This window comes from Janthinobacterium aestuarii, from assembly GCF_046113285.1.
In the GTDB taxonomy this organism is placed as follows: Bacteria; Pseudomonadota; Gammaproteobacteria; order Burkholderiales; family Burkholderiaceae_D; genus Janthinobacterium.
Genome location: NZ_CP142524.1, coordinates 4,245,966 through 4,269,226, shown reverse-complemented (window position 1 = coordinate 4,269,226; position 23,261 = coordinate 4,245,966). Strand labels below are relative to the sequence as shown.

Below are 23,261 nucleotides of genomic sequence, written 5' to 3'. Positions count from 1 at the left end.
GGTCAGCAGGCAATAAAAAAAGAGGCGCAAGCCTCTTTTTTTTCGTCCCTACCTGTGCCGATTTATAGAAAATGCGTGCGCTGTCCCAGCAGGCCGGCGCGCACGTGCCGGCGCGCGCGGAACAGGGCCGCGCCGCAGGCGGCGGCGATGACGGTCAGGAAGAACCAGTCCAGCGGGTTGCGGCGCGGCGGCGGCGGCGATGCTTGCGAGGGCACGGCGAAGGCCTGGAATTTATGCCCTGTGTAGACGGCGCCCACCACCAGGCCGGCGTCCGTGATCTTGTTGGTCAGGTACAGGCCGTCGTCGCGGCGGCGTACCGTCATCACGCCTTCCTTGTAGACAAAGGTCATCGGTTCAAAACCGTTGATGTTGACGCTGCCGACGACGTGCCCGGCCGCGTTGACGGCCGTGGCGTAGCTGTCGCCCTGGCCGATCAGGGCGCCCAGGTCCAGCATGCGCTTGCCATCCCAGGCAAACGCGTGCCAGCGGCGTTTTTCCGTTTCCGAGGCGCCCACGATCAGGCCCGCGTCATTGATGGCGGTGGCCGAGCTGATGCGCCCGCCGGGCAGAGTGCCGATTTCCTGCATGCCCGCGCCGGGGTGGTAGACGAAGGCGCGGCGGTAGCCATCGCCGCGCTGGGCCGTGCCCACCACCACGCCATGGCTGTTCAGGCCGCTGGCATAGCTGCTGGCGCCGCCCAGGGTGCCCAGGTCTTGCAGGCTGTGGTCGGCTTTTGTCACAAAGGCGTGGAAATCGCCGCCGCTCGTGTCGGCATAGCCGGCCACCTGGCCGCCTTGTGCGATGGCCGTGGCATAGCTGCTGGTACCGCCCAGGGTGCCCAGGTCGCGCATGCCGCCCGCCGCGTCGTAGCGGAAGGCGTGCCAGGCGCCGCTGGCCGTTTGCGCCGAACCGACCACCGCGCCATGGATATTGATGGCCTTGGTAAAACCTTCATCGCCGCCCAGGGTGCCCAGCTCGCGGAGGCGGCCATGCTGATACGTCACGGCGCGGCGCCGTCCTTCCTCTTCCATGATGATGCCGGCCACCAGGCCAGCCGGGTTCAGGTCGGATGCGATGCTGCCGTTGCCATCCCTTTCTCCAAAGCCCCGTTCGGCATAGATGGTGGCGCTGGCGCTGGAAACGGCGGCCAGCAGGCACAGGCCGAGCAATGGGGCGGGGAGGCGGGAGAACCGTGTCAGCATGATAGTTTCCTCTAGGAAAAAACTTACTATACTTTTATTTGCCAAAAATGCATATTTAATTCGCTACTGTTTTTGGTAATGTTTGTGTTCTGGCATGGCCGGCATGGCGCGTCTGGCGGCGTGGGGCAGGTAGATGGTCAGCACCGTGCCCCGGCCCGCCTGGCTGTCGATGCGCAGTTCGCCGCCCAGCGCGTGGACACGTTCGCGTATGCTTTTCAGGCCGAAGGCGGCCCGCTTGCCGTCGTCGCCCGGCTGCATGCCGATGCCGTTGTCGCTGATGCGCAGGATGATGGAATCCGCATCTTGCTCCAGCGCCACCTCCACTTCGCTGGCCTGGGCGTGGCGCACGATGTTCGACAGCGATTCCTGCAGCACGCGGAAGATGGCCGAGGTCTGGCGCTGATCGAGGCCCAGGTCCGGCACCTCGCTGTCGAGCGTGAGCCGGTAGCGGATGGCGCCGCGGCTTTCCATCTGGCGGAGCAGCCATTCGGCCGCCGGACCCAGTCCCAGTTCGAGGGTGCTGGGATGCAGGTCATTGATGATGGTGCGCACCGAGCGGATGGTGGTGTCGATGGTGTCGAGCACGCGCTGCGCGTGGCGGTGCAGGCGCGGATGGGTCTTGGCCGTGCGCGCGTGCAGCAGCGACACATCGATGCGCAGCACCATCAGGTTCTGGCCCAGGTCGTCATGAATGTCGAGCGCGATGCGCCGGCGTTCCTCTTCCTTGATCGTTTGCTGGTGGTCGCTCAGTTCGCGCAGCTGGGCCAGGGTGCGTTCCAGGTTTTCCTCGTTGCGCTTGCTGTCGGTGATGTCGATGGCCATGGCGATGATCATCTGCGGCCGCCCTTCGGCATCGAAGATGGGTTTCTTGTGCGTCTGCAGCAGGCGATTTTCCTGCAGCTGCGCATTCCATACCAGTTCTTCGCGTATCACCACCTTGCGGCTGGCAAACGCTTCCTGGTCCGCCGCGTGGAAGCCCACGTTCTGGTCGCTGGGGAAATGCTGCAAGTCGCGCCCTTCGGCAATGTCCTGCTGGTGCACGCCCCATTGCTGCTCGCAGGCCTGGTTCATCAGCACGATGCGCGAATCGGCATCTTTCAGGAACAGCGACAGGGGCATCATGGAGATGATGTCCTGCAGCCGTTCTTCGCTGCGCGCCAGGGCCGCTTCCGTTTGCGCGCGCATGGCGATTTCCGCCGATAGCTGGAGATTGACGTCGAGCAGCTGGGCCGTGCGCAGGGCCACGCGGCTTTCCAGTTCCGCATGGGCGACGCTCAATGCATGTTCGGCCCGCTTTTGTTCGGTGATGTCGCTGGCCAGCACGAGCGCGCCCGTCAGCGTGCCCTGTTGGTCGTACAGGCGGCGGCCGCTGATCATCGCCCAGCGTTCCGAACCGTCGCTGTGCCGGTATTGCAGTTCTCCCATGCAGCTATCCGTGGCTGTCTGGCGCAGCGGACACAGGCGCAGCAAGGTCGCCTCATCGTAGAATTCGCTCATTTTATGGCCCAGCAGCTTTTCCGCAGGCATATCGAGCATGTCGCACAGGCGCTGGTTGAGATGCAATATCGTGCCTTGCGCATCCGTTTGCCACATGCCGTCCTGCGCCGTCTCGCTCAGGTGGCGGTAGCGCATGGTGCTGGCATCGAGCTGCAAGCGCGTGCTGGCGAGGTGGGCGCGCAGCTTGCGCATCAGCCACATGGCCGTGCCGGCGGCTGCCGCCAGCAGCAGCAACAGCCAGATATGTTCCCAGGAGTCGAGCTCCTGCCAGGCCGCGCCGGCCAGCCAGCCCAGCACCACCAGGACGAGGGCGGCGCATGCCGTACTCAGCGTTTCAATCGACCATTTGCTCATACGCGTCCCTGGCGTCATCGTTGGCCGCTGCGGTGCACGTAGCGCCGGAGTGGGAAAAGTATTCGACGCTAGTGTAATACCAAATGTTGTTTTATTGAGAATATTTTTCCATTTGGAAAGCAAAAGGGCCGACCCTTGCGGTGCCGGCCCCTGCTTGCCGAAGGCAATGCGGCGCGATCAGCCCGTGTTGCGCAAGCCTGCCGCCACGCCGTTGATCGACAGCTGGATGCCGCGGTGCACCCGTTCATCGACTTTACTGGCGCTGGACAGGGCGCGGTTGCGCTTGATCAATTCCACCTGCAAATGGTTCAGCGGGTCGAGGTAGGCGAAGCGGTTCTGGATCGAGCGGGCCAGCAGCGGATTGCCCGCCAGGCGCTCGGTATTGCCGGTGATCAGCTCCAGGCAGCGCAAGGTGTTGCCGTGCTCTTCCGTGATGCGCTTGTAGATGCGTTCGCGCAAGTCCTGGTCCGCCACCAGTTCCGCGTAGCGCGACGCGATGGCCAGGTCGGTCTTGGCCAGCACCATGTCCATGTTCGACAGCAGGGTGGCAAAGAACGGCCATTCGGCGTACATGGCGCGCAGGGTGGCGATCCTGTCATCCTTCGACGCTGGCTCGCCATCGTTGATCCACGCTTCGATGGCGCTGCCGAAGCCGAACCAGCCCGGCAGCAGCAAGCGGCACTGGCCCCAGGAAAAGCCCCAGGGAATGGCGCGCAAGTCTTCGATGCGCTGGTTGGCCTTGCGCGAGGCGGGGCGCGAACCGAGGTTCAGCTCGGCGATTTCCGCAATCGGCGTGGCCGAGAAGAAATACTCCGTAAAGCCCGGCGTTTCATACACGAGGTGGCGGTAGGCGTGATAGGCGAGGTCCGACAGCTGCGCCATCACGGCTTCGAATTGCGCCAGCTGGCCGTTGCGGGCCGGATTGGCTTCCTGCGGCGCCAGGCTCGCTTCCAGGGTCGCGGCGACCAGCAATTCCAGGTTGCGCCGGCCGATTTCCGCGTTGGAAAACTTCGAGGCGATGATTTCGCCCTGCTCCGTCAGGCGGATCTGGCCGTTGACGGTGCCCGGCGGCTGCGCCAGGATGGCTTCGTAGCTGGGTCCGCCGCCACGGCCCACCGTGCCGCCGCGGCCATGGAACAGGCGCAGCTTGACGCCGGCCTTCTGGAAATCCGCCACCAATGCCAGTTCCGCCTTGTACAGTTCCCAGTTCGACGTGAGAAAACCGCCATCCTTGTTCGAATCGGAATAGCCGAGCATGACTTCCTGCAACTGTCCCTGCTTGGCGATCAATTGCTTGACCAGCGGCAAGGCCATGAGCTGGCTCATGATGCCGGCCGCGCGCTGCAGGTCGGGGATGGTCTCGAACAGGGGGATGACCATCAGCTCGCACGTGCTGTCGCCGTCGCCCCCGGCCTGCCAGTCGGTGCGCAGCAAGCCTGTTTCCTTTTGCAGCAGCAGTACTTCCAGCAAGTCGGACACGGTTTCCGTGTGCGAAATGATGTAATTGCGGATGGCCCGCGCGCCGTAGCGCTGGCGGATGTCGCGCGCCGCGCGCAGGATGGCCAGTTCGGAATCCGTTTCCGTGGCGTAGGCGATGTAGGGCGAGTACAGCAGGCGCGGCTGGGCCAGTTCGTTCAGCAGCAGCGCCTGCTTGTCTTCCTCGGACAGGGTCGTGTAGTCGGCGGCCACGCCGCTTTTCGCGAACAGGTCGGCCAGCACGCGCTCGTGCACGTCGGAAGTCTGGCGCATGTCGAGCGACGCCAGGTGGAAACCGAAGATGTCGGCCGCGCGCGCCAGGGTCGCCAGGCGCGGGCGCACGAGGGCCGCGCCGTGGTGCGACTCGAGCGAGGCGACGATGGTGCGCAAGTCGGCCACAAAGGCTGCCGCGTCAGGGTACGCCGCGGCCGCGCCCACTTCCTTGCGCAGGATGTTGGTGGCGCCCAGCGCGCGGGCCGTGGCGGCCAGGCGCGCATAGATGCCGATCAGGGCGCGGCGGTACGGTTCGTCGCTGCGGTGCGGCGAGGCGTCCGGCGACTGGTCGGCCAGCGCCTGCAGTTCGGCGCTCACGCCCACCATCAGGGTCGAGACGGACAGTTCCGCGCCCAGCGCGTGCACTTCGTCGAGGTAAAAGTCGAGGATGGTGGTGGCGTGGCGCGCCAGCGCGTGCTGCATGGTGCCGGCGTTGACGTTGGGGTTGCCGTCGCGGTCGCCGCCGATCCAGCTGCCCATCTGCACGTAGGCGGCATTGATCGGCTCGATCGTGCCGTTGCCGTTCGGGTACTCGGCGGCGATGTCTTCCTCGATGTCGTCGTACAGGCCCGGCAGTTCGCGCAGGAAGGTGATGCGGTAGTAGGACAGGGCGTTTTCGATTTCGTCGGCCACCGTCAGCTTCGAGTAGCGCAGCATGCGCGTCTGCCACAGGGTGGCCACGCGCGAGCGCAGCAGCTGCATGTTGGCCTGCCGTTCCTTCGGCGTCTGCGGCAGGTCGCGCTCGGCCAGCAGGCGGGCGATGTCGTGCTCGGCGTCGAGGATGCTCTTGCGCTGCACTTCCGTCGGGTGGGCCGTCAGCACGGGCGCGATCAGGGCGTCCTGGAAGAAGGTGTCGACGGTCTTGCGCGGCACGCCGGCGGCGCGCAGTTTTTTCAGCGCGAAGCTGACGCTGCCCTTTTGCGCCGGCGAGCCGGCCAGCAGGTGGGCGCGGCGGCGGCGGATGTGATGCTGGTCTTCCGCAATGTTGGCCAGGTGCGAAAAATAGGAAAACGCGCGCACGACGGAAATCGTCTGTTCGCGGCTCAGTTCCTTGAGCATGGCATCGAGTTCCAGCGCGGCGTCGGCGTCCGCTTCGCGGCGGAAGCGCACGGAAGTCTGGCGTATGGTTTCCACCACATTGAAGACGGCGTCGCCTTCCTGTTCGCGCAGCACGTCGCCCAGCAGGCGGCCCAGCAGGCGGATATCTTCTTTCAGCGGCGCGTCCTTGTCGGAGCCGGCCGCCGGGACTATTTCTGGTGCTACTGCGTCATTGAGCATAATAAAGAACCAAAGTAAGTGTAAAAGCAAGGGAATGTGGATCGCACCGGGCGTTTGGCCGCAGAGGGGAGGGGGCGCATGATAAAATTTGTGGTCTTCAACATGGACGCTAGCCTGACTTGGCCTTCTAGGCTAAGGGATAACGATTATAGCGAGGCCGGGCGTCATTCCGATACAAATTGATATCGGACGGGCGAATTGGCAACGACAACGACAGCCACAGCGAAAGAACTTGTTTTGAAAGCATCCGAATTGACCCAAAATATTCCTTCCCGCCTGGTGATCGCCACGCGCGAGAGCCGTCTTGCCATGTGGCAAGCCGAACACGTGCGTGCGCGCCTGGCCGCCCTGTATCCGCAGTGTAGCGTTGAAATTCTCGGCATGACCACACGCGGCGACCAGATTCTGGACCGCGCCCTGTCCAAGGTAGGCGGCAAGGGCCTGTTCGTCAAGGAACTGGAAGTGGCGATGGAAGAGGGCCGCGCCGACCTGGCCGTGCATTCGCTCAAAGACGTGCCGATGGAGTTGCCGGCAGGCTTTGCCCTGGCCGCCATCCTCGAGCGCGAAGACCCGCGCGACGCGTTCGTGTCCAACGATTACGCCAGCCTGGCCGAGCTGCCGCACGGCGCCGTCGTCGGCACCAGCAGCCTGCGCCGTCAGTCGCTGATCGCCGCGCGCTACCCGCACCTGACGATTCTGCCCCTGCGCGGCAACCTCGACACGCGCTTGGGCAAGCTGGACCGTGGCGATTACGCCGCCATCATCCTGGCCGCCGCCGGCCTGAAACGCCTGGGCCTGGCGTCGCGCATCCGCGCCGTGCTGGCGCCGGAAGACAGCCTGCCTGCCGCCGGCCAGGGCGCGATGGCGATCGAGGTGCGCGCCGGTCGCGCCGACGGCGTCGACATGACGGCCCTGCTGGCGCCGCTGAACCATATTGATACGGCGCAAGCCGTCACGGCCGAGCGCAAGGTGTCGAAGATCTTCGGCGGCAGCTGCCAGATTCCGCTGGCCGCGTTTGCCACTGTCGAAGGCGACAGCATGCGCTTGCGCGCCATGGTCGCCACGCCGGACGGCGCGCGCATGGCCAGCGCCGAGTTCGAAGGCCCGGCCAGCGCGCCGGAGCTGCTGGGCGAACAGGTGGCCGAGCTGCTGCGCGCACAGGATGCCGCCGGCATCCTCGCCTCGTGCGCCATTACGCCCGACAACCATGAAGGCCTGGCGCCGCATGCCTGACACGGTGGTGATCACGCGGCCCGCGGCGCAAGCGGGGCCGCTGGCCGCCAGGATCGCGGCGCTGGGCTGGCCCGTGACCCTGCTGCCGCTGCTGGAAATCCACGCGCTCGATGGCGCAGATGAATGCGCGCAGCTGCAAGCCGTGCTGGCGCGCCTGGCGGAATATGACTTGGTGGCCTTCGTCTCGCCGAACGCCATCGATTGCGTCTTTGCGCACCTGTCCGCCTGGCCGCCAGGCGTGCCGCTGGCCGTCGTGGGCGAGGGCAGCCGGATGGCCTTGGCCGCGCATGGCGTCACGGATGCGAATGCCAGCATCACCAGTCCGCTCGACACGGCGCGCAGCGATTCCGAACATTTATTGCTGGCGCTGGACTTGCCGGCCCTGCGCGGCAAGCGCGTGCTGATCGTGCGCGGCGACGGCGGACGCGATTACCTGGCCGACGGCTTGCGCGCCGCTGGCGCCGAAGTCGAGTTCGTCACAGCCTACCGCCGCCAGGTGCCCAAGCTGACGCCGGCCTTGCGGGCGACCCTGGAAAAGCTGTTGCAGCATAATAATGACTGGATCATCACCAGCTCGGAAGCGCTGCGCGGTTTGCTGGCGCTTCTTGAGGAATTGGATGCTGAAAAGACGGCTGTTGTGAAAATGCAACAGCAACATCTGATCGTGCCGCACGCCCGCATTGCACAAACGGCGGCGGCCCTGGGTTTTGCCCGTGTCACCCTGACAGGATCAGGCGACGCAGGAGTGCTCGCCGCGTTACAATCACGACCATGAACGAAATGCCTACACTCTCCGAACCGAATGCAACGCCTGGCAGCGCCGTGAAGACGGCGCCGCAGGCGGCCGACCAACCTGCCGGCCGCGCGCCGACCTTGCTGGAACAGCTGCAAAAGCCCATGAGCATCGCCGTCATCGTGCTGGCCGTGCTGCTGGCGGCGCAAAGCTGGTCGTCCAGCAAGCAGATCCGCAACCTGCGCGAAGAAGTGGCCAAGCGCCTGCAAAAGGGCGATGTCAGCAACGCCGAAACGGGCGTGCTGGCGCGCACCGTGCAAGAAGGCACGAAAGAGCTGGAAATCAAGGTGGGTGCGCTGGAAAACCGCCAGAGCGAAACGCAAAGCCAGCAGCTGGCCCTGGAACAACTGTATAACGACTTGTCGAAGAATCGCGACGAGTGGGCGCTGACGGAAATCGAGCAAGTGCTGTCGACGGCCAGCCAGCAGCTGCAGCTGGCCGGCAACGTGCCCGGCGCGCTGATCGCCCTGCAAAACGCGGACCGCAGCCTGTCGCGTTCCGACAAGCCGCAATTCATCACCATCCGCCGCGCCATCGGGCGCGACATGGAAAAACTCAAGGCCCTGCCCAGCGTCGATTCGACGGGCGTGGCCCTGCGTCTCGACGCCGTGATCGCCCAGGTCGATTCCTTGCCGATGCTGTCCGACGAAACGCCGGCCTTGCCGGCCGCGCCGGAAAAACCGGGCAAGGCCAAGCCCGTGCGCGATGCCAGCGGCAAGCTGGTGGGTCCGCCGGCGCCGGAACCGCTGCTGCAAAAGGTGCGCGACGGCTTCAATACCTGGAGCGGCGACATGTGGGCCGACGTGCGCCAATTGATCCGTATCCGCAGAGTCGATACGCCGGAAGCGCTGATGCTGTCGCCGACGCAATCGTATTTCTTGCGCGAAAACGTCAAGCTGCGCTTGCTCAATGCCCGCATGGCCTTGTTGTCGCGCAATGAAACGGCGTTCCGCAACGACTTGATCGCCGCGCAGGATGCGCTGGCCAAGTATTTCGACACCCGCGCCAAGAGCACGCAGACGGCGCAAGCCCTGCTGCGCCAGGTGCAGGGCAGCAATCTGGCCATCGAAATGCCAACCTTGTCCGACAGCCTGACTGCTGTGCGCAACTACAAAGCGAAGTCCTGAGCCCATGCGTCTATTTCTCTGGTTACTCGCCCTGATGGCCGCGGCGATCGGTATCGCCGTGACGGCCCGTTTCAACCCTGGCAACGTGGTGCTGTTCTATCCGCCGTACCGCATCGATTTGTCGCTGAACTTCTTCCTGCTGCTGCAGGTCGTGCTGTTCGTGCTGCTGTACCTGCTGGTGCGCGCCGTGCGCGCCACCGTGCGCATGCCGGCGCAAGTGGCGGCCTACCGCCAGCGCAAGCGTGAGCGCGATGGCAACAAGGGTTTGCGCGAAGCCTTGAAAGCCCTGTTCGAAGGCCGTTTCGGCCATGCAGAGAAGGCCGCCTTGCGCGCCGCCGAACTGGACGAAAACGCCGGCCTGGCCGCGCTGATCGGCGCGCGCGCCGCGCACCGCATGCGCCAGTCCGAACGCCGCGACAGCTGGCTGGCCCGCGTCGAAGGCGACGCCAGCCTGAAGACGGCCCGATTGATGACGGTGACGGAATTGCTGGTCGACGACCACCAGCCGGAAGCGGCGCTGGCCGCCGTGCGCGAACTCAACGCCAGCGGCACGCGCCATATTCACGCGCTGCAATGGTCGCTGAAAGCCGAGCAGCAGGCGAAGAACTGGCCGGAAGTGCTGCGCCTCGTGCGTTCGCTCGACAAGCACCGCGCCCTGCATCCGGCCCTGTCGTCGCGCCTGCGCGAACTGGCTTACGACCATTTGCTGTCCGACCCGTCGCATGACGCCGAATCCTTGCTGCGCGTATGGTCGACCGTGCCAAGCGCCGACCGGGTCAAGCCGTATATCGCCTGCCGCGCCGCCACGGCCCTGAATGCGCGCGGCCTGCATGACGAAGCGCGCCTCGTGTGCGAAGAGTCGCTGGCCGCCGACTGGGACGAGCGCGTCGTGCGCGCCTACCGCGAAGCGGCGGCCCCGAGCGGCACGCCGGCCTTGCTGCTGCAGATCGAGCATTGCGAGCAATGGCTGAAACAGCGTCCGCTCGATGCGGAACTGGCGCTGACCCTCGGTACCCTGTGCCTCAAGCAAAAACTGTGGGGCAAGGCCCAGCGCCACCTGGAGCAGGCTTTGTCGGACGCCAACGAACCGCAGATGGTGCGCGACGCCCACTTGAAGCTGGCGCAGATGCACGATGCCTTGCAGCAGACGGAACAGGCCGCCGCCCATTACCGGCAGTGCGCGCTGGCCACCATCCTGTAAGCCTTGTAGGCCATTTCTCCAGACGTAAAAAAGCCGTTCAGTGCAGACTGAACGGCTTTTTTTATGCGCACCCCATGGCAGAGTGCGCTGCTGCGTTGCTATTTACTTCTTCGGTACGGCGGTGCCTTCGGGCAGGGCATACGCGATCAGGGTATCGCTCATCTTCGTGCCCAGCGAACCGTGGCCGCCGGCCATGACGACGACGAACTGGCGTCCCGACTTGTTCGACACATAGCTCATCGGCGTAGCCTGGCCGCCGGCTGGCAAGCGGGCTTTCCAGATGACCTTGCCGTTGCTGACGTCGTAGCCGCGGATGTAATAGTCGAGCGTGCTGCTGAGGAAAGTCACGCCGCCGCCCGTGGTGACCATGCCGCCCAGGCTGGGCACGCCCAGCGGCAACGGGATCGGCACGGGACCGCTGTCGCGCGTGGTGCCGTTCTTGTGCATCCACACTTTTTTCATGGTGCGCAGGTCGACGGCGGCCACATAGCCCCACGGCGGTGCCTGGCATGGGAAGCCCAGCGGCGACAGGAAGGCCTTGATTTCCACGGCGAACGGGACGCCCGTCTGCGGCTGCAAGCCCATTTCGCCGCCCGTGCCGCCCTTGGCCGTCGTTTCGGCGCGCGGCACGAGTTTTTCCAGGAAGCCCATGTAGTCAGGGTTGACGATCAACAACTGGCGCACGGGGTCGATGGCCGCGCCGCCCCATTCGAAGATGCCCAGCGGGCCCGGCGAGATGACGGCGCCCTTGCCGGCCGTTTGCGGCGTGAACGGGCCTTCATAGCGGCGTTCCTTGAAGATGATGCGGCAAGCGAGCTGGTCGAACGGCGTCGTGCCCCACATGTCCGCTTCGCTGATATTGCGTTCAGGCAAGAAGGTCAGGGCCGAGAACGGCTGCGTGGGCGACAGGGTGTCGCCGGCGGCAGGATTGCTCGTCGGCACGGGTTTTTCCGGCGCCGGCACGACCAGGCTGCCGTCGCGGCGGTCGATCACATAGATGTCGCCCCGTTTCGTCGTGGCGACGACGGACGGCACTTTGCCTTTCGGCGTGTCGATGTCGACCAGCGAAGGCTGGCCGCCGATATCCATGTCCCAGATATCGTGGTGCACGGTCTGGTAGACCCAGCGCACTTTGCCGGTCGCCAGGTCCAGCGCGACGATGGCGCTGTTGAATTTCTCGCCGTTCTTGTTGCGGTTGCCGCCCCAGGTATCGGGGGTTTCATTGCCCATCGGGATGTACACCATGCCCAGCTTTTCATCGATGCTGGCCACGCCCCACGAGTTGGGCGAGTTGTTGGTGTAGTTCTTGCCTTCAGGGAAGGGCTTGGTATCTTCCGGCGTGGCCGGGTCCCAGTTCCACATCAGCTTGCCCGTGACGGGATCGTAGCCGCGGATCACGCCCGATGGTTCTTCCGTCGAATGGTTGTCCGTCACGCTGGCGGCGATCACGGCCATTTTCTGCGAGACGGCGGGCGGCGAGGTGGGCATCAGGAAACCGCGCTTGATCATGGCCATGTTTTTATACAGGTTGACGACGCCGTTGTTGCCAAAGCTCTTGCACGACTCGCCCGTATCGGCATTGACGGCGATCATGGTGCCGTCCATGGTCGGCGCCAGGATGCGGCGCGGGCATTCCATGCCGGCCGCTTCGGGGGCCGGGTTGTTCTTGGCGCGGCCCGCGTTGACGTCCCAGTAGGCGACGCCGCGGCAGATCATGTGCTGGTAGCTGGCCGCGTCGCGGTTGATCTTCGGATCGTGGCGCCAGATTTCCTTGCCCGTGTCCGGGTTCAGCGCGATGACGATATTGTGCGGCGTGCACAGGTACAGCATGTCATTGACCTTCAGCGGCGTGACTTCGTTGGCGATCTCGCCCGGGTCGTTCGGTCCCTTGAAGTCGCCCGTATGATAGGTCCAGGCTTCTTTCAGGCCGGAAATATTCGCCGGCGTAATCTGCGCGGCCGGGGCATAGCGGTCGCCATAGCCGGAGCGGCCATACGCGGACCAGTCGTTGTGCTCGACGCCGGGCGCCAGGTCGCCGGTGGCGGTGGCGGCCATGTTTTCGGCTGGCACGTCGCCATGCAGGTCATGGTAGTCCTGGAACAGGGCGATGACGCCGGCGATGACGGTCAGGGCCACGGCGGCGGACAGGGCCGTGCGTCCCAATTGCCCCTGTTTCGTGGCGGCGGGTGGCGCCAGGCGGCGGCTGACGAAGGGCAGCAGCAGCCAGACGGCGGCGGCAAACCAGATGTCGAGGCGCGGCAGCAATTGCCACCAGTCGAATTTCACTTCGATGACGGACCAGATGAGGGTGGCGGTCAGCAAGAAGGCGAGGAAAGCTTGCGCGCTGCGCTTGCCCTGGAACACCAGCACGCCGGCGACGAGCATGCCTATGCCGGCCAGCAGGTAGTACCAGGAGCCGCCGAGCGTGGCCAGCCAGATGCCGCCGCCCAGCAGGGCGAGGCCAAACAGAATGAAAATAACGCCGGTGACCTTTAATAAAGGCCCGGGCCGGAAAGAGGGAATCATCATATTCCTTTTTGCAAGGATTTATCGGTGGCGCGTTGAAAGCGCCATATTGAATTCAGGGAAGGCGTCGATTGCAGAATATACAAAGTTTGGAATCACCAGAATGTGACAGTTTATCAGAATTGATGATTGTCTTCTGGTCGCGCCATTTTTTGGCCAGGTCGTCATTTGAATCAAATAAATGCTTCAAATAAGCGCAAAGATTATGCTGGATGAGGGAGTTTCCGGGCTGGCAGGCTTGATGGCCATCGATGGTGAGACGGCCGCGCCATCACGCGCTGACAGTTCGGGGAGAATAAGCCTGACACAGTTGTTATAAGTGGCTGCAATAAATGCAATGCCGGTTATGATAACCATGTTCGCTGGATGGGGATATTGAAATGAAAATATGACGATATTTCAGGTATTAACTCGGGGCCGACCGTAGTAATGCTTAAGTGTTTCTACTTATTATTCCCAATAGCCTGTTTATTCTCTCGGCAGCAGCTTGCGCGTGCCGGACGGCCGTGCTGGCGAGTGTTGCTGGCAGGACGCGCAAAACGCCGGCGGGCCGCTGCTGCATCGCACAAGCTGCCTGTACTTCGCTATAATTGCGCGGTTAAAACACCATCCGCTAATGAGGAACCCCATGAGTTTGAATAACGTCTCTTCCGGCCGCGACCTGCCGAACGATTTCAACGTCGTCATCGAAATCCCGATGAATGCCGATCCGATCAAGTACGAAGTCGACAAGGAAAGCGGCGCGATCTTCGTCGATCGCTTCATGGGTACCGCCATGCATTACCCGTGCAACTACGGCTACGTGCCGAACACCCTGTCGCCGGACGGCGATCCGGTCGACGTGCTGGTCATCACCCCGTTCCCGCTGATCCCGGGCGTGGTCGTGCGCTGCCGTCCTATCGGCGTGCTGAAAATGACCGACGAGTCGGGCGAAGACGCGAAAGTGCTGGCCGTGCCAGTCGACAAGGTCCTGTCGATCTACAGCCACTGGCAAAAGCCGGAAGACTTGAACGAACTGCGTTTGCGCCAGATCCAGCATTTCTTTGAGCACTACAAAGATCTGGAAAAAGGCAAATGGGTCAAGATCGACGGCTGGTATGGCCCTGACGTGGCCAAGGAAGAAATCCTGGGCGGCGTCGCCGCCTACAAGGCAGATGCTGCAAAAGCCTAACAGCATCAGTTAAAAAACGCTCCCCGCCAGTCATGGCCGGGAGCGTTTTTTTATGCGCGAAACGGGCTGTGTTCGTTCAACTCATCGAGATAGGCATCGATGCCGCCCCGTTCGCGCTCGAGGAAGCGCTGCACGGCGTCGGCAAAGGCAGGGTGGGCCAGCCAGTGGGCGGACCAGGTCTTTTGCGGCAGGAAGCCGCGCGCCATCTTGTGCTCGCCCTGGGCGCCCCCTTCGAAGGTGGCGATGCCGTTGGCGATGCAAAATTCCAGCGGCTGGTAGTAGGCCGTCTCGAAGTGCAGGCACGGCACATGCTCGAGCGCGCCCCAGTAGCGGCCATATAAAGTGTCGGCCGTGTGGATCACCAGCGAAGCGGCAATGGCCCGGCCTTCGCGCTCGGCGATCACCAATAAAATGTTCTGCGGCATGCCGGCGGCGATGCCCCGGAAGAAGTCCAGCGACAGATAGGGCGAGGAGCGGTGTTCCGCATAGGTATTGCTGTAGCAGCGGTGGAACAGTTTCCAATCCGCGTCCGTGGCGTCCATGCCGCGCACCTGGCGCATGGTCACGCCCGCTTCCCGCACCTTGCGCCGCTCGGCGCGGATATTCTTGCGTTTCTTGTGTTCCAGGGTGGCGAGAAATTGCTCGAAATCCGTGTAGCCGGGATTGAGCCAGTGAAACTGCACGCCGCTGCGCATCAGGTAGCCGGCCTCGGCCAGCTGGCGCGCCTCGCTTTCCGGCGGGAACAGGATATGGCAGGACGACACGTCGGCCGCTTGCTGCTGGGCCTGCAAAAAGGCCAGCAGGGCGGCGCGCGCTTCGCCATCGCGGGCCAGCAAACGCGTGCCGCTGACGGGCGTAAAGGGAATAGCGGACAGCAGTTTCGGGTAGTATTCGAGGCCATGCTGCTGATAGGCGTCGGCCCAGGCCCAGTCGAACACGTATTCGCCATACGAGTGCATTTTCAGGTACAGGGGCAGGGCGGCGGCCAGCGTGTCTCCTTGCCACAGCACCAGGTAATTCGGTTGCCAGCCCGTGTCCGCGCTGGCGCAGCCGGACTCGTGCAGCGCGTGCAAAAAGGCATACGAGAGGAAGGGATTGCTATCCGCCTGGCACGCCAGCAGTTCAGACCAGGCCGCTTCGCCAATTTCAGCCAGGGTAGTGACGATAGCCGTGCGATAATTCATTGTTGTAGTGTGCATTCATCACTCTCGGGGCGCCACCATCGGCCTGTGTGCCCCTGTCTTGTTTAATAGAACGAAAATATCCATCATCATGACAGTCAAAGTCGCAATTGCTCAAATGAATAGTACGGTCGGCGATCTGGCCGGCAACCGTGCCAAGATCTTCGACCTTTCCCGCCGCGCCTTTGAAGCGGGCGCCGATATCGTGCTCACGCCGGAACTGTCGCTGGTCGGCTATCCACCCGAGGACTTATTACTGCGCAATGCATTCTACGCAAAAACGCAGGAAGCGTTTGCGGGGCTGGCGGCCGACCTGGCCCAGTTCAAGGATTTGCACGTGGTGGTGGGCGTGCCCCTGCAGGACGAGAAGGGCGTGCGCCACAATGCCGCCTCCGTGCTGGTCAATGGCGAAGTGCTGGGCACCTACCGCAAGCACGACTTGCCGAACACCACCGTGTTCGATGAAAAACGCTACTTTACGTCGTCGGACCAGGCTTTCGTGTTTGGCGTGAAAGGCGTGCGTTTCGGCATCAATATCTGCGAAGACACATGGTTCGAGCATGCGCCGATGCGCGCCCGCGCGGCCGGCGCGCAAGTGCTGCTGGTGCCGAACGGTTCGCCCTACCATATGAACAAGCAGCATCTGCGCTATGAAACCATGCGCAAGAACGTCAGCGCGCAAGGCATGGCCCTCGTGTACGCCAACCTGGTCGGCGGCCAGGACGAGCTGATTTTCGACGGCGATTCGTTTGTCATGGATGCGGCCGGCACGATTTGCGCCCAGCTGCGCCATTTCGAGGAAGACTTGCAACTGGTCGAGTTCGACGGCGCCACGCCCTTGCCGCAGCCGCTGGCCGCCCCGTTGACCACCGAGGCGCAGGTGTACCAGGCGCTGGTGCTGGGCGTGCGCGACTATATAGTCAAGAACGGCTTTCCGGGCGTGCTGATCGGCATGTCGGGCGGCGTCGATTCCGCGCTGACCCTGGCCATCGCCGTCGATGCGCTGGGCGCCGACAAGGTGCGCGCCGTGATGATGCCGTCGCAATTTACGGCCGATATCTCGTGGATCGACTCGCGCGACATGGTAAAACGCCTCGATGTGCGCTACGATGAAATTCCGATCAAGCAAACCTTCGACGCCTTCCGCGCTACCTTGGCCGGTGAGTTCGCGGGGCTGGCGGAAGACGCGACGGAAGAAAACATCCAGGCGCGCATCCGCGGCACCCTGCTGATGGCCCTGTCGAACAAGCATGGCAGTATCGTCTTGACGACGGGCAACAAGAGCGAGATGGCGGTCGGCTATTGCACGCTGTACGGCGACATGGCGGGCGGCTTTGCCGTGATCAAGGATATTGCCAAGACGCTCGTGTACCGCCTGTGTGCCTGGCGCAACAGCGTGTCGGACGTGATTCCCGAGCGCATACTGACGCGGGGACCGTCGGCCGAACTGCGCGCCGACCAGTTGGACCAGGATTCCTTGCCGCCGTATGACGTACTCGACGGCATCATGCAGCTGTACATGGAAGAAAACCGGCCGATCGCCGAGATTATCGAGGCTGGCTACCCGCCGGCCGATGTGGCCCGGGTCACGCGCCTGATCAAGATCAATGAATACAAGCGGCGCCAGTCGCCGGTGGGCATCCGCGTCACGCACCGTGGCTTCGGCCGCGACTGGCGCTACCCGATTACCTCGAAGTTTTACGAGTAAGGCGGGGTTCCGTTAAGCCAGCTAATGAAGAACTGACGATTATCAATAAGGAGAAAGCCATGAAACAGATTACCGCCATCATCAAACCATTCAAGCTCGACGAAGTACGCGAGGCGCTGGCCGATGTGAACGTGACGGGCTTGACCGTGACGGAAGTGAAGGGCTTTGGCCGCCAGAAAGGCCATACCGAGCTGTACCGTGGCGCCGAGTACGTGGTCGACTTCTTGCCGAAAGTCAAAGTCGAAGTGGTGGTGGACGACAGCGTGTCGGAACTGGTGGTCGACGCCATCATCAAGGCAGCCCGCACGGGCAAGATCGGCGACGGCAAGATCTTCGTGCGCGACGTGGAGCAGGTCATCCGCATCCGCACGGGCGAGACGGGTCCGGACGCGGTGTAAATCCAAGCCAACAATGTTGTCGGATTACGGTCCTTCAGACCTAATCCGACCTACGTGATGTATCGCTTATATGGCCGTAGGTCGGGTTAGCGCGCCAGCGCGTAAGCCGACGCTGCTGAGCTAACAAAGCTGTTGGATTGCGCTTCAGCGCCCCAGCCGCATGTCGAATTTCCAGCAGATCAGGCGCAGTATCGTGATGCCGCTGGCGCTGGTCCATAGCGCGAAGTCGTGTTCGGCGCCGAAGTGCATCTGCAGCAGATAAGCCCAGCAGCCGAAGAACGCGCAGATCGCATACGGTTTGCCGTCACGAAACACCATCGGTACTTCGTTGCAGACAATGTCGCGCATCACGCCGCCGAAAATCCCCGTAATTACTCCCATCATCGACGCGATGAAGATCGGCATGCCGGCGCGCATGGCTTCGGCCACGCCGGCGATGGCGAACATGCCCAGGCCGATGGCGTCGGCGATGACGATCAGGCGTTCCGAGACGATCTGCCGCAAATGCTGGATCAGGGGCGCGGCCGTCAGGGCCAGAACGAAGATCAGGATCGCGTATTCCTGGTGCGAGACCCAGAACAGGGGCCGCTTGTCGAGCAGGATGTCGCGCAAGGTGCCCCCGCCGAACGCCGTGATGAAGGCCACGACGAATACGCCGACCAGGTCCATGCGCTTGCGCCGCGCTTCGATGAAGCCGGAAAACGCGCCCACCAGGATAGCGATGACCTCAATGATCTTGATCAGCGAGCCAGGCGGCAATTGGGGTGGCATCATGGGTGGAGCGCGTGCACGAGACGCTAAGCAGGAAATAATTGTCACAGGTTAACATGACACGGCCCCGAATGGTGACAAACGGGGCCGTGCGCAGGGTGTAACTTGTTACTGAATTGTAATTTCTTGCTATCTATCCTAGCGGATGGGCTGCAGCGCTGCCGAGAGCAGCACGACGAGGGCGCCATCGCCCCCTTCGGAGCGGCGCGCCTGGCAAAAGGCGATGACTTCATCCTTTTGCACGAGCCAGCTGTGCACCATCGATTTCAAGACCGGTTCCTGGCCTTTCGAGCCAAAACCCTTGCCGTGGATTACGCGCACGCAGCGCAGCTTGCGCCGCGTCGCCTGGTTCAGAAAGGCGCCGATGCCGTCGCGCGCCTCGTCGCGGCGCAAGCCGTGCAAGTCCAGCTCATCCTGGATGGGCCAGTGGCCCTTGCGCATCTTCTTGACCACGTCCTGTCCCACGCCGGGGCGGGCGTAGTTCAGGGCCGGATCGTTTTCCAGATAATGGTCGACCTCGAACAAGTCCGACAGCGACTCGCGCAGCACGGCCGCGTCGTCCTCTTCCGGGGACAACTTGCGCGCGGGCTGCTGGACGCTTGCCGCGCCCGCCTTGGGCAGGCTGGGCATGTAGCGGTCCGACTCGGGCAGGCGCTTGACGCCGCCGATGCTGGCCTTGAACAGATTGCTTTCCACGGCCTGCACCTTGACCTGTTGCGCGCGCTCAGCCGCGGCTTGCGCGCGCGCATCGGCCTGCTCCTTGAGCTGCTTGCTGACCGCTTTCAGGTCGGCAAAGTCTTTCATCGACGCCATGCGACGCTTACTCCTGGCCTTCCAGGTAGCGCTGGGCGTCCAGTGCTGCCATGCAACCCGTACCGGCGCTGGTGATGGCCTGGCGGTAGATATGGTCTTGCACGTCGCCGGCGGCAAACACGCCCGGTGCGCTGGTGGCCGTGGCCATGCCTTCCAGGCCCGTCTTGGTCTTGATGTAGCCGTTGTGCATTTCCAGCTGGCCTTCGAAGATGCCCGTGTTCGGCTTGTGGCCGATGGCGATGAAGACGCCATGCACGGACAGCGCTTCGACCTTGCCGTCGATGGTCGATTTGATGTTCAGGCCCGTCACGCCGCCTTCGTTGCCCGTCACTTCGTCCAGAGTGTGGTTATATTTCAACACGATCTTGCCCTCGGCAACCTTGGCGTTCAGGCGGTCGATCAGGATCGCTTCGGCGCGGAACTTGTCGCGGCGGTGGATCAGCGTGACTTTGTTGGCGATGTTCGACAGGTACAGCGCTTCCTCGACGGCCGTATTGCCACCGCCGACGACGGCCACTTCCTGGTTGCGGTAGAAGAAACCATCGCAGGTGGCGCAGGCGGACACGCCCTTGCCCATGAATTCCGCTTCCGACGGCAAGCCGAGGTATTGCGCGGACGCGCCCGTGGCGATGATCAGGGTGTCGCACGTGTATTCGTGGCTGTCGCCCTTCAGACGGATCGGCTTTTCATTGAGGAAAGTGGTGTGGATGTGGTCAAACACGATTTCCGTATTGAAACGCTCGGCATGCTGCAGCAAACGCTGCATCAGGTCCGGGCCTTGCACGCCCATGGGGTCGCCGGGCCAGTTTTCCACGTCGGTGGTGGTCATCAACTGGCCGCCTTGTTCCACGCCGGTGACCAGCATCGGGTTCAGGTTGGCGCGGGCGGCGTAGACGGCGGCGCTGTAGCCGGCTGGGCCGGAGCCGAGGATCAAAACGCGGGCGTGTTTGGTAGTGGTCATGGGAGGCTTCTCTATGAGTGGGGTCTATCCGAATTGGGGGCATACGCGCGAAGAACAAGGCTGTATTGCGCTTGCGCAAGCAATCCTCGATTATAGACCAAGCCGCCTGTAGCGACGAATCGTGGGGCCGTCCGGGGCATATATGGCTTAGAATACTTCCTTATTATGGGAAATTCCCTTTCAGAAACATTTTTCACCTTGCAGCGCTTCCCAGAATGACTAAACCAGCCCAGGCCAATCAAAATAGCTACACCCGAAAACCGGTCGAACGCCGGCCCTTGCCCAACCGGCTGGTACGGCTGCTGTCCGAGGCGCGCTGGTTCGCGCTGGCCGCGTTTGCCCTGTATTTCTTGCTGATCCTGGCCAGCTTCAACAAGCTCGACCCCGGCTGGTCGCACGCCACCAATGTCGACAAGGTGGCCAACCTGGGCGGCAAGCTCGGCGCGACCTTTTCCGATCTGTTGCTGTATATCTTCGGCTTTTCCGCCTGGTGGTGGTGCGTGTGGCTGTTGCGCACGGTGTGGAATGGCTATCGCCGGCTGAGTAAGCGCTTCCTGCTGGAAGAGGAAGAGGTGGAGCGCGAGCACCATGTCGAGATGCTGATCCGCATCGTCGGCTTCTCCATCATGCTGATCGGCAGCATGGGCCTTGAATACCTGCGCATGGCGAAGAGCCTGCACGTGCAGCTGCCGCGCGACCCGGGCGGCGTGCTGGGCCAGCTAGTCGGACATGCTAGCAAGGAAGCGTTTGGCTTTACTGGCGCCACCCTGCTGCTGTTGCTGCTGTTCGGCCTCGGTTTCAGCCTGTTCTTCCATGTATCGTGGCTGCAAGTGGCCGAACGCATCGGCGGCGCCATCGAAGACGCATTCAATTGGTTTGTGCTGCGCTACCAGGACCGCGAAGACCGCCGCCAGGGCGAAGTGGCCGCCGTGCGCCGCGACGAGGTGGTGGTGATCGAGCGGGCCAAGCACGTGGAAAAGCACGTGGCCGCGCCGCCCGTCAAGATCGAGCCGCAAGTCGTGACCGTGGTGAAATCGGAGCGCGTGGAAAAGGAGCGCCAGGCGCACCTGTTTGAAAACTTGGGCGATGGCAAGCTGCCGCCTTTGTCGCTGCTCGACGAAGCGCCGCCCGTGGTGGAAACGGTGTCCGTGGAAACCCTGGAATTCACGAGCCGCCTGATCGAAAAGAAATTATCGGACTTTGGCGTGGATGCCAAGGTAGTGGCCGCTTACCCCGGCCCTGTGGTGACGCGCTATGAGATCGAGCCGGCCACGGGCGTCAAGGGTAGTCAGATCGTGGGCCTGGCGCGCGACCTGGCCCGTTCGCTGTCGCTGACGTCGATCAGGGTGGTAGAAACCATTCCCGGCAAGAATTACATGGCCTTGGAATTGCCTAATAGTAAACGCCAGATCGTGCGCCTGACGGAAATCCTCGGCTCCAAGGTCTACAACGATGGCGTGTCCAGCCTGACGATTGCGCTGGGCAAGGATATCGCCGGCAAGCCCGTCGTGGCCGATCTCGCCAAGATGCCTCACTTGCTGGTGGCCGGCACGACCGGTTCCGGCAAGTCAGTCGGCATCAATGCGACGATCCTGTCGCTGCTGTACAAATCTGATCCGCTCGACGTGCGCCTGATTTTGATCGATCCGAAGATGCTGGAAATGTCCGTCTACGAAGGCATCCCGCACCTGCTGGCGCCCGTCGTGACGGACATGCGCCAGGCCGGCCACGCGCTGAACTGGGCCGTGAACGAGATGGAGCGCCGCTACAAGCTGATGAGCAAGATGGGCGTGCGTAACCTGGCCGGCTACAACGCGAAGATTGCCGACGCGAAAAAGCGCGAAGAACACATCCCGAATCCGTTCAGCCTGACGCCGGACTCACCCGAGCCGCTGGAAAAACTGCCGACCATCGTCATCATCATCGACGAGCTGGCCGACCTGATGATGGTGGTGGGCAAAAAAGTCGAGGAATTGATCGCGCGTATCGCGCAAAAGGCGCGCGCCGCCGGCTTGCACTTGATTCTGGCCACGCAGCGCCCATCTGTAGACGTGATCACGGGGCTGATCAAGGCGAATATCCCGACGCGTATCGCCTTCCAGGTCTCGTCGAAGATCGACTCGCGCACCATTCTCGACCAGATGGGCGCGGAAACCCTGCTGGGCATGGGCGACATGCTGTACATGCCGCCCGGCACCGGCTTGCCGATGCGCGTGCACGGCGCGTTCGTGTCGGATGAAGAAGTCCACCGCGTTGTCAGCCATCTGAAGCTGCAGGGCGAACCGAATTACATCGAGGGCATCCTCGAAGGCGGCACCCTGGAAGGCGACGGCGCCGAAGGCGGCGCGCCGGGCGAGGGCGGCGGCGAGGCCGATGCCCTGTACGACCAGGCGGTGGCGGTGGTGCTGAAAAACCGCCGCGCCTCAATTTCGCTGGTGCAGCGTCATTTGCGCATCGGCTACAACCGCGCGGCCCGTCTGCTCGAGCAGATGGAGCAGAGCGGGGTGGTTTCAACCATGCAATCCAATGGCAACCGGGAAATCCTGGTGCCGGCGGCGAGTAGTGAACAAGGGTAACGGAATGAAGAATACGACTTTCGCAGCAAAAATGATCATCGGCGCGGCCAGCGTCGCCTGCAGTATGCTGTTCGCGGCCAGCGCCTCGGCCAGTGCCCTGGAACAGTTCAAGAGCTTTGCTGCCGGCACCAAGTCGGCCAAGGGCGAGTTCGTGCAGCGGCAAGTCAAGAAGGCGGACGCCAGCGGCAAGGCGAAAGTGTCGACGCCAGCCAGCGGCACCTTCGAGTTCGCGCGCCCAGGCAAGTTCATCTGGACCTATCTGAAGCCGTACGAGCAGCTGCTGCAAGCGGACGGCGACAAGTTGTATATCTATGACAAGGACCTGAGCCAGGTGACGGTCAAGAAACTGGGCGACGCGCTCGGTTCCTCGCCGGCCGCCATCTTGTTTGGCAGCAACGACCTGGAAAAGAATTTCACCCTGGCCGAAGCGGGCACGCGCGATGGTCTGGAATGGCTGAAAGCGACGCCGAAGGCCAAGGACACGACCTTCGATGAAATCACCATCGGCCTGCGTAACGGCGTGCCGGAGGCGATGGAATTGCGCGACTCGTTCGGGCAGACGTCGGTGCTGGCGTTCAAGAATTTCCAGAAAAATCCGGCACTGTCCGCGAACCATTTCAAATTCGTGATGCCTAAAGGCGCGGACGTGATCAACAACTAAGTTTTTCACGTGCTGTTTTTTTGACCGGCCTCGCACCATGCGGGGCCTTTGCATTCTTACC

The 23,261-nt window shown here is 62.9% G+C and carries 17 protein-coding genes; 9 read left to right on the top strand and 8 right to left on the bottom strand.

Annotated features, from left to right (window positions below; genetic code table 11):
* Window positions 1–62 precede the first annotated feature (62 nt).
* The 3 genes from OX462_RS19055 to ppc form a co-directional block, all read right to left on the bottom strand.
* A complete protein-coding gene (locus OX462_RS19055) occupies window positions 63–1,202 on the bottom strand; it encodes an HAF repeat-containing protein (protein ID WP_121668947.1) in 1,140 nt (379 codons plus the stop codon).
* A 63-nt stretch (window positions 1,203–1,265) separates the two neighbouring features.
* Window positions 1,266–3,053, bottom strand: coding sequence for a PAS domain-containing sensor histidine kinase (locus OX462_RS19050; protein ID WP_162995605.1), 1,788 nt, complete (start codon window positions 3,051–3,053; stop codon window positions 1,266–1,268).
* Between the two features lie 177 nt (window positions 3,054–3,230).
* Window positions 3,231–6,080, bottom strand: coding sequence for a phosphoenolpyruvate carboxylase (ppc, locus tag OX462_RS19045; protein WP_070224998.1), 2,850 nt, complete (start codon window positions 6,078–6,080; stop codon window positions 3,231–3,233).
* A 237-nt stretch (window positions 6,081–6,317) separates the two neighbouring features.
* Here ppc and hemC point away from each other — a divergent pair, with 237 nt between their 5' ends.
* Genes hemC through OX462_RS19025 form a run of 4 tightly spaced genes read left to right on the top strand, consistent with a single transcriptional unit; the run spans window position 6,318 to window position 10,434 of the window.
* Entirely contained in the window at window positions 6,318–7,313 is a 996-nt protein-coding gene (hemC, locus tag OX462_RS19040) for a hydroxymethylbilane synthase (protein ID WP_409026811.1), read from the top strand.
* Complete coding sequence (locus tag OX462_RS19035) at window positions 7,306–8,088, top strand: uroporphyrinogen-III synthase (RefSeq protein ID WP_409028764.1); 783 nt, start codon at window positions 7,306–7,308, stop codon at window positions 8,086–8,088. The genes hemC and OX462_RS19035 overlap by 8 nt, the downstream gene beginning before the upstream one ends.
* Entirely contained in the window at window positions 8,085–9,233 is a 1,149-nt protein-coding gene (locus OX462_RS19030) for a uroporphyrinogen-III C-methyltransferase (RefSeq protein ID WP_070291290.1), read from the top strand. The genes OX462_RS19035 and OX462_RS19030 overlap by 4 nt, the downstream gene beginning before the upstream one ends.
* Window positions 9,234–9,237: 4 nt before the next feature.
* Window positions 9,238–10,434, top strand: a complete 1,197-nt coding sequence (locus OX462_RS19025) for a heme biosynthesis protein HemY (protein ID WP_071650305.1) — start codon at window positions 9,238–9,240, stop codon at window positions 10,432–10,434.
* Window positions 10,435–10,536: 102 nt separating this feature from the next.
* Here the strand turns inward: OX462_RS19025 and OX462_RS19020 are convergent, their stop codons facing one another.
* Window positions 10,537–12,963 (bottom strand): membrane-bound PQQ-dependent dehydrogenase, glucose/quinate/shikimate family, encoded by a 2,427-nt coding sequence (locus OX462_RS19020; protein WP_409026810.1) that lies wholly within the window; start codon window positions 12,961–12,963, stop codon window positions 10,537–10,539.
* Window positions 12,964–13,588: 625 nt separating this feature from the next.
* On the opposite strand from OX462_RS19020, the gene ppa reads away from it, so the two are divergent.
* On the top strand, window positions 13,589–14,131 hold the full coding sequence (ppa, locus tag OX462_RS19015; RefSeq protein ID WP_070225002.1) for an inorganic diphosphatase: 543 nt from the start codon (window positions 13,589–13,591) through the stop codon (window positions 14,129–14,131).
* A 50-nt stretch (window positions 14,132–14,181) separates the two neighbouring features.
* Here the strand turns inward: ppa and OX462_RS19010 are convergent, their stop codons facing one another.
* A complete protein-coding gene (locus tag OX462_RS19010; RefSeq protein ID WP_121668951.1) occupies window positions 14,182–15,315 on the bottom strand; it encodes a GNAT family N-acetyltransferase in 1,134 nt (377 codons plus the stop codon).
* An 88-nt stretch (window positions 15,316–15,403) separates the two neighbouring features.
* Between OX462_RS19010 and OX462_RS19005 the strand changes: the two genes are divergently transcribed.
* Both OX462_RS19005 and OX462_RS19000 read left to right on the top strand, forming a co-directional pair.
* Window positions 15,404–17,020, top strand: coding sequence for an NAD+ synthase (locus OX462_RS19005; RefSeq protein ID WP_121668952.1), 1,617 nt, complete (start codon window positions 15,404–15,406; stop codon window positions 17,018–17,020).
* Window positions 17,021–17,079: 59 nt separating this feature from the next.
* Window positions 17,080–17,418, top strand: a complete 339-nt coding sequence (locus tag OX462_RS19000) for a P-II family nitrogen regulator (protein WP_034758685.1) — start codon at window positions 17,080–17,082, stop codon at window positions 17,416–17,418.
* A 144-nt stretch (window positions 17,419–17,562) separates the two neighbouring features.
* On the opposite strand, the gene OX462_RS18995 is transcribed toward OX462_RS19000, so the two are convergent.
* The 3 genes from OX462_RS18995 to trxB all read right to left on the bottom strand — a co-directional run bounded on the left by OX462_RS18995 (window position 17,563) and on the right by trxB (window position 19,963).
* Entirely contained in the window at window positions 17,563–18,192 is a 630-nt protein-coding gene (locus OX462_RS18995; RefSeq protein ID WP_034786156.1) for a trimeric intracellular cation channel family protein, read from the bottom strand.
* 135 nt (window positions 18,193–18,327) lie between these two features.
* Complete coding sequence (locus OX462_RS18990) at window positions 18,328–19,002, bottom strand: Smr/MutS family protein (protein WP_409026809.1); 675 nt, start codon at window positions 19,000–19,002, stop codon at window positions 18,328–18,330.
* A 7-nt stretch (window positions 19,003–19,009) separates the two neighbouring features.
* The gene (gene trxB, locus OX462_RS18985; RefSeq protein WP_034786153.1) at window positions 19,010–19,963 is read right to left on the bottom strand and encodes a thioredoxin-disulfide reductase; all 954 of its coding nucleotides are present in this window, start codon (window positions 19,961–19,963) and stop codon (window positions 19,010–19,012) included.
* Between the two features lie 215 nt (window positions 19,964–20,178).
* On the opposite strand from trxB, the gene OX462_RS18980 reads away from it, so the two are divergent.
* Both OX462_RS18980 and lolA read left to right on the top strand, forming a co-directional pair.
* Window positions 20,179–22,539: a DNA translocase FtsK gene (locus OX462_RS18980; protein WP_409026808.1), complete on the top strand. Its 2,361-nt coding sequence runs from the start codon at window positions 20,179–20,181 to the stop codon at window positions 22,537–22,539.
* Window positions 22,540–22,570: 31 nt separating this feature from the next.
* Window positions 22,571–23,200, top strand: coding sequence for an outer membrane lipoprotein chaperone LolA (gene lolA, locus OX462_RS18975; RefSeq protein WP_099410692.1), 630 nt, complete (start codon window positions 22,571–22,573; stop codon window positions 23,198–23,200).
* Window positions 23,201–23,261: the final 61 nt, after the last annotated feature.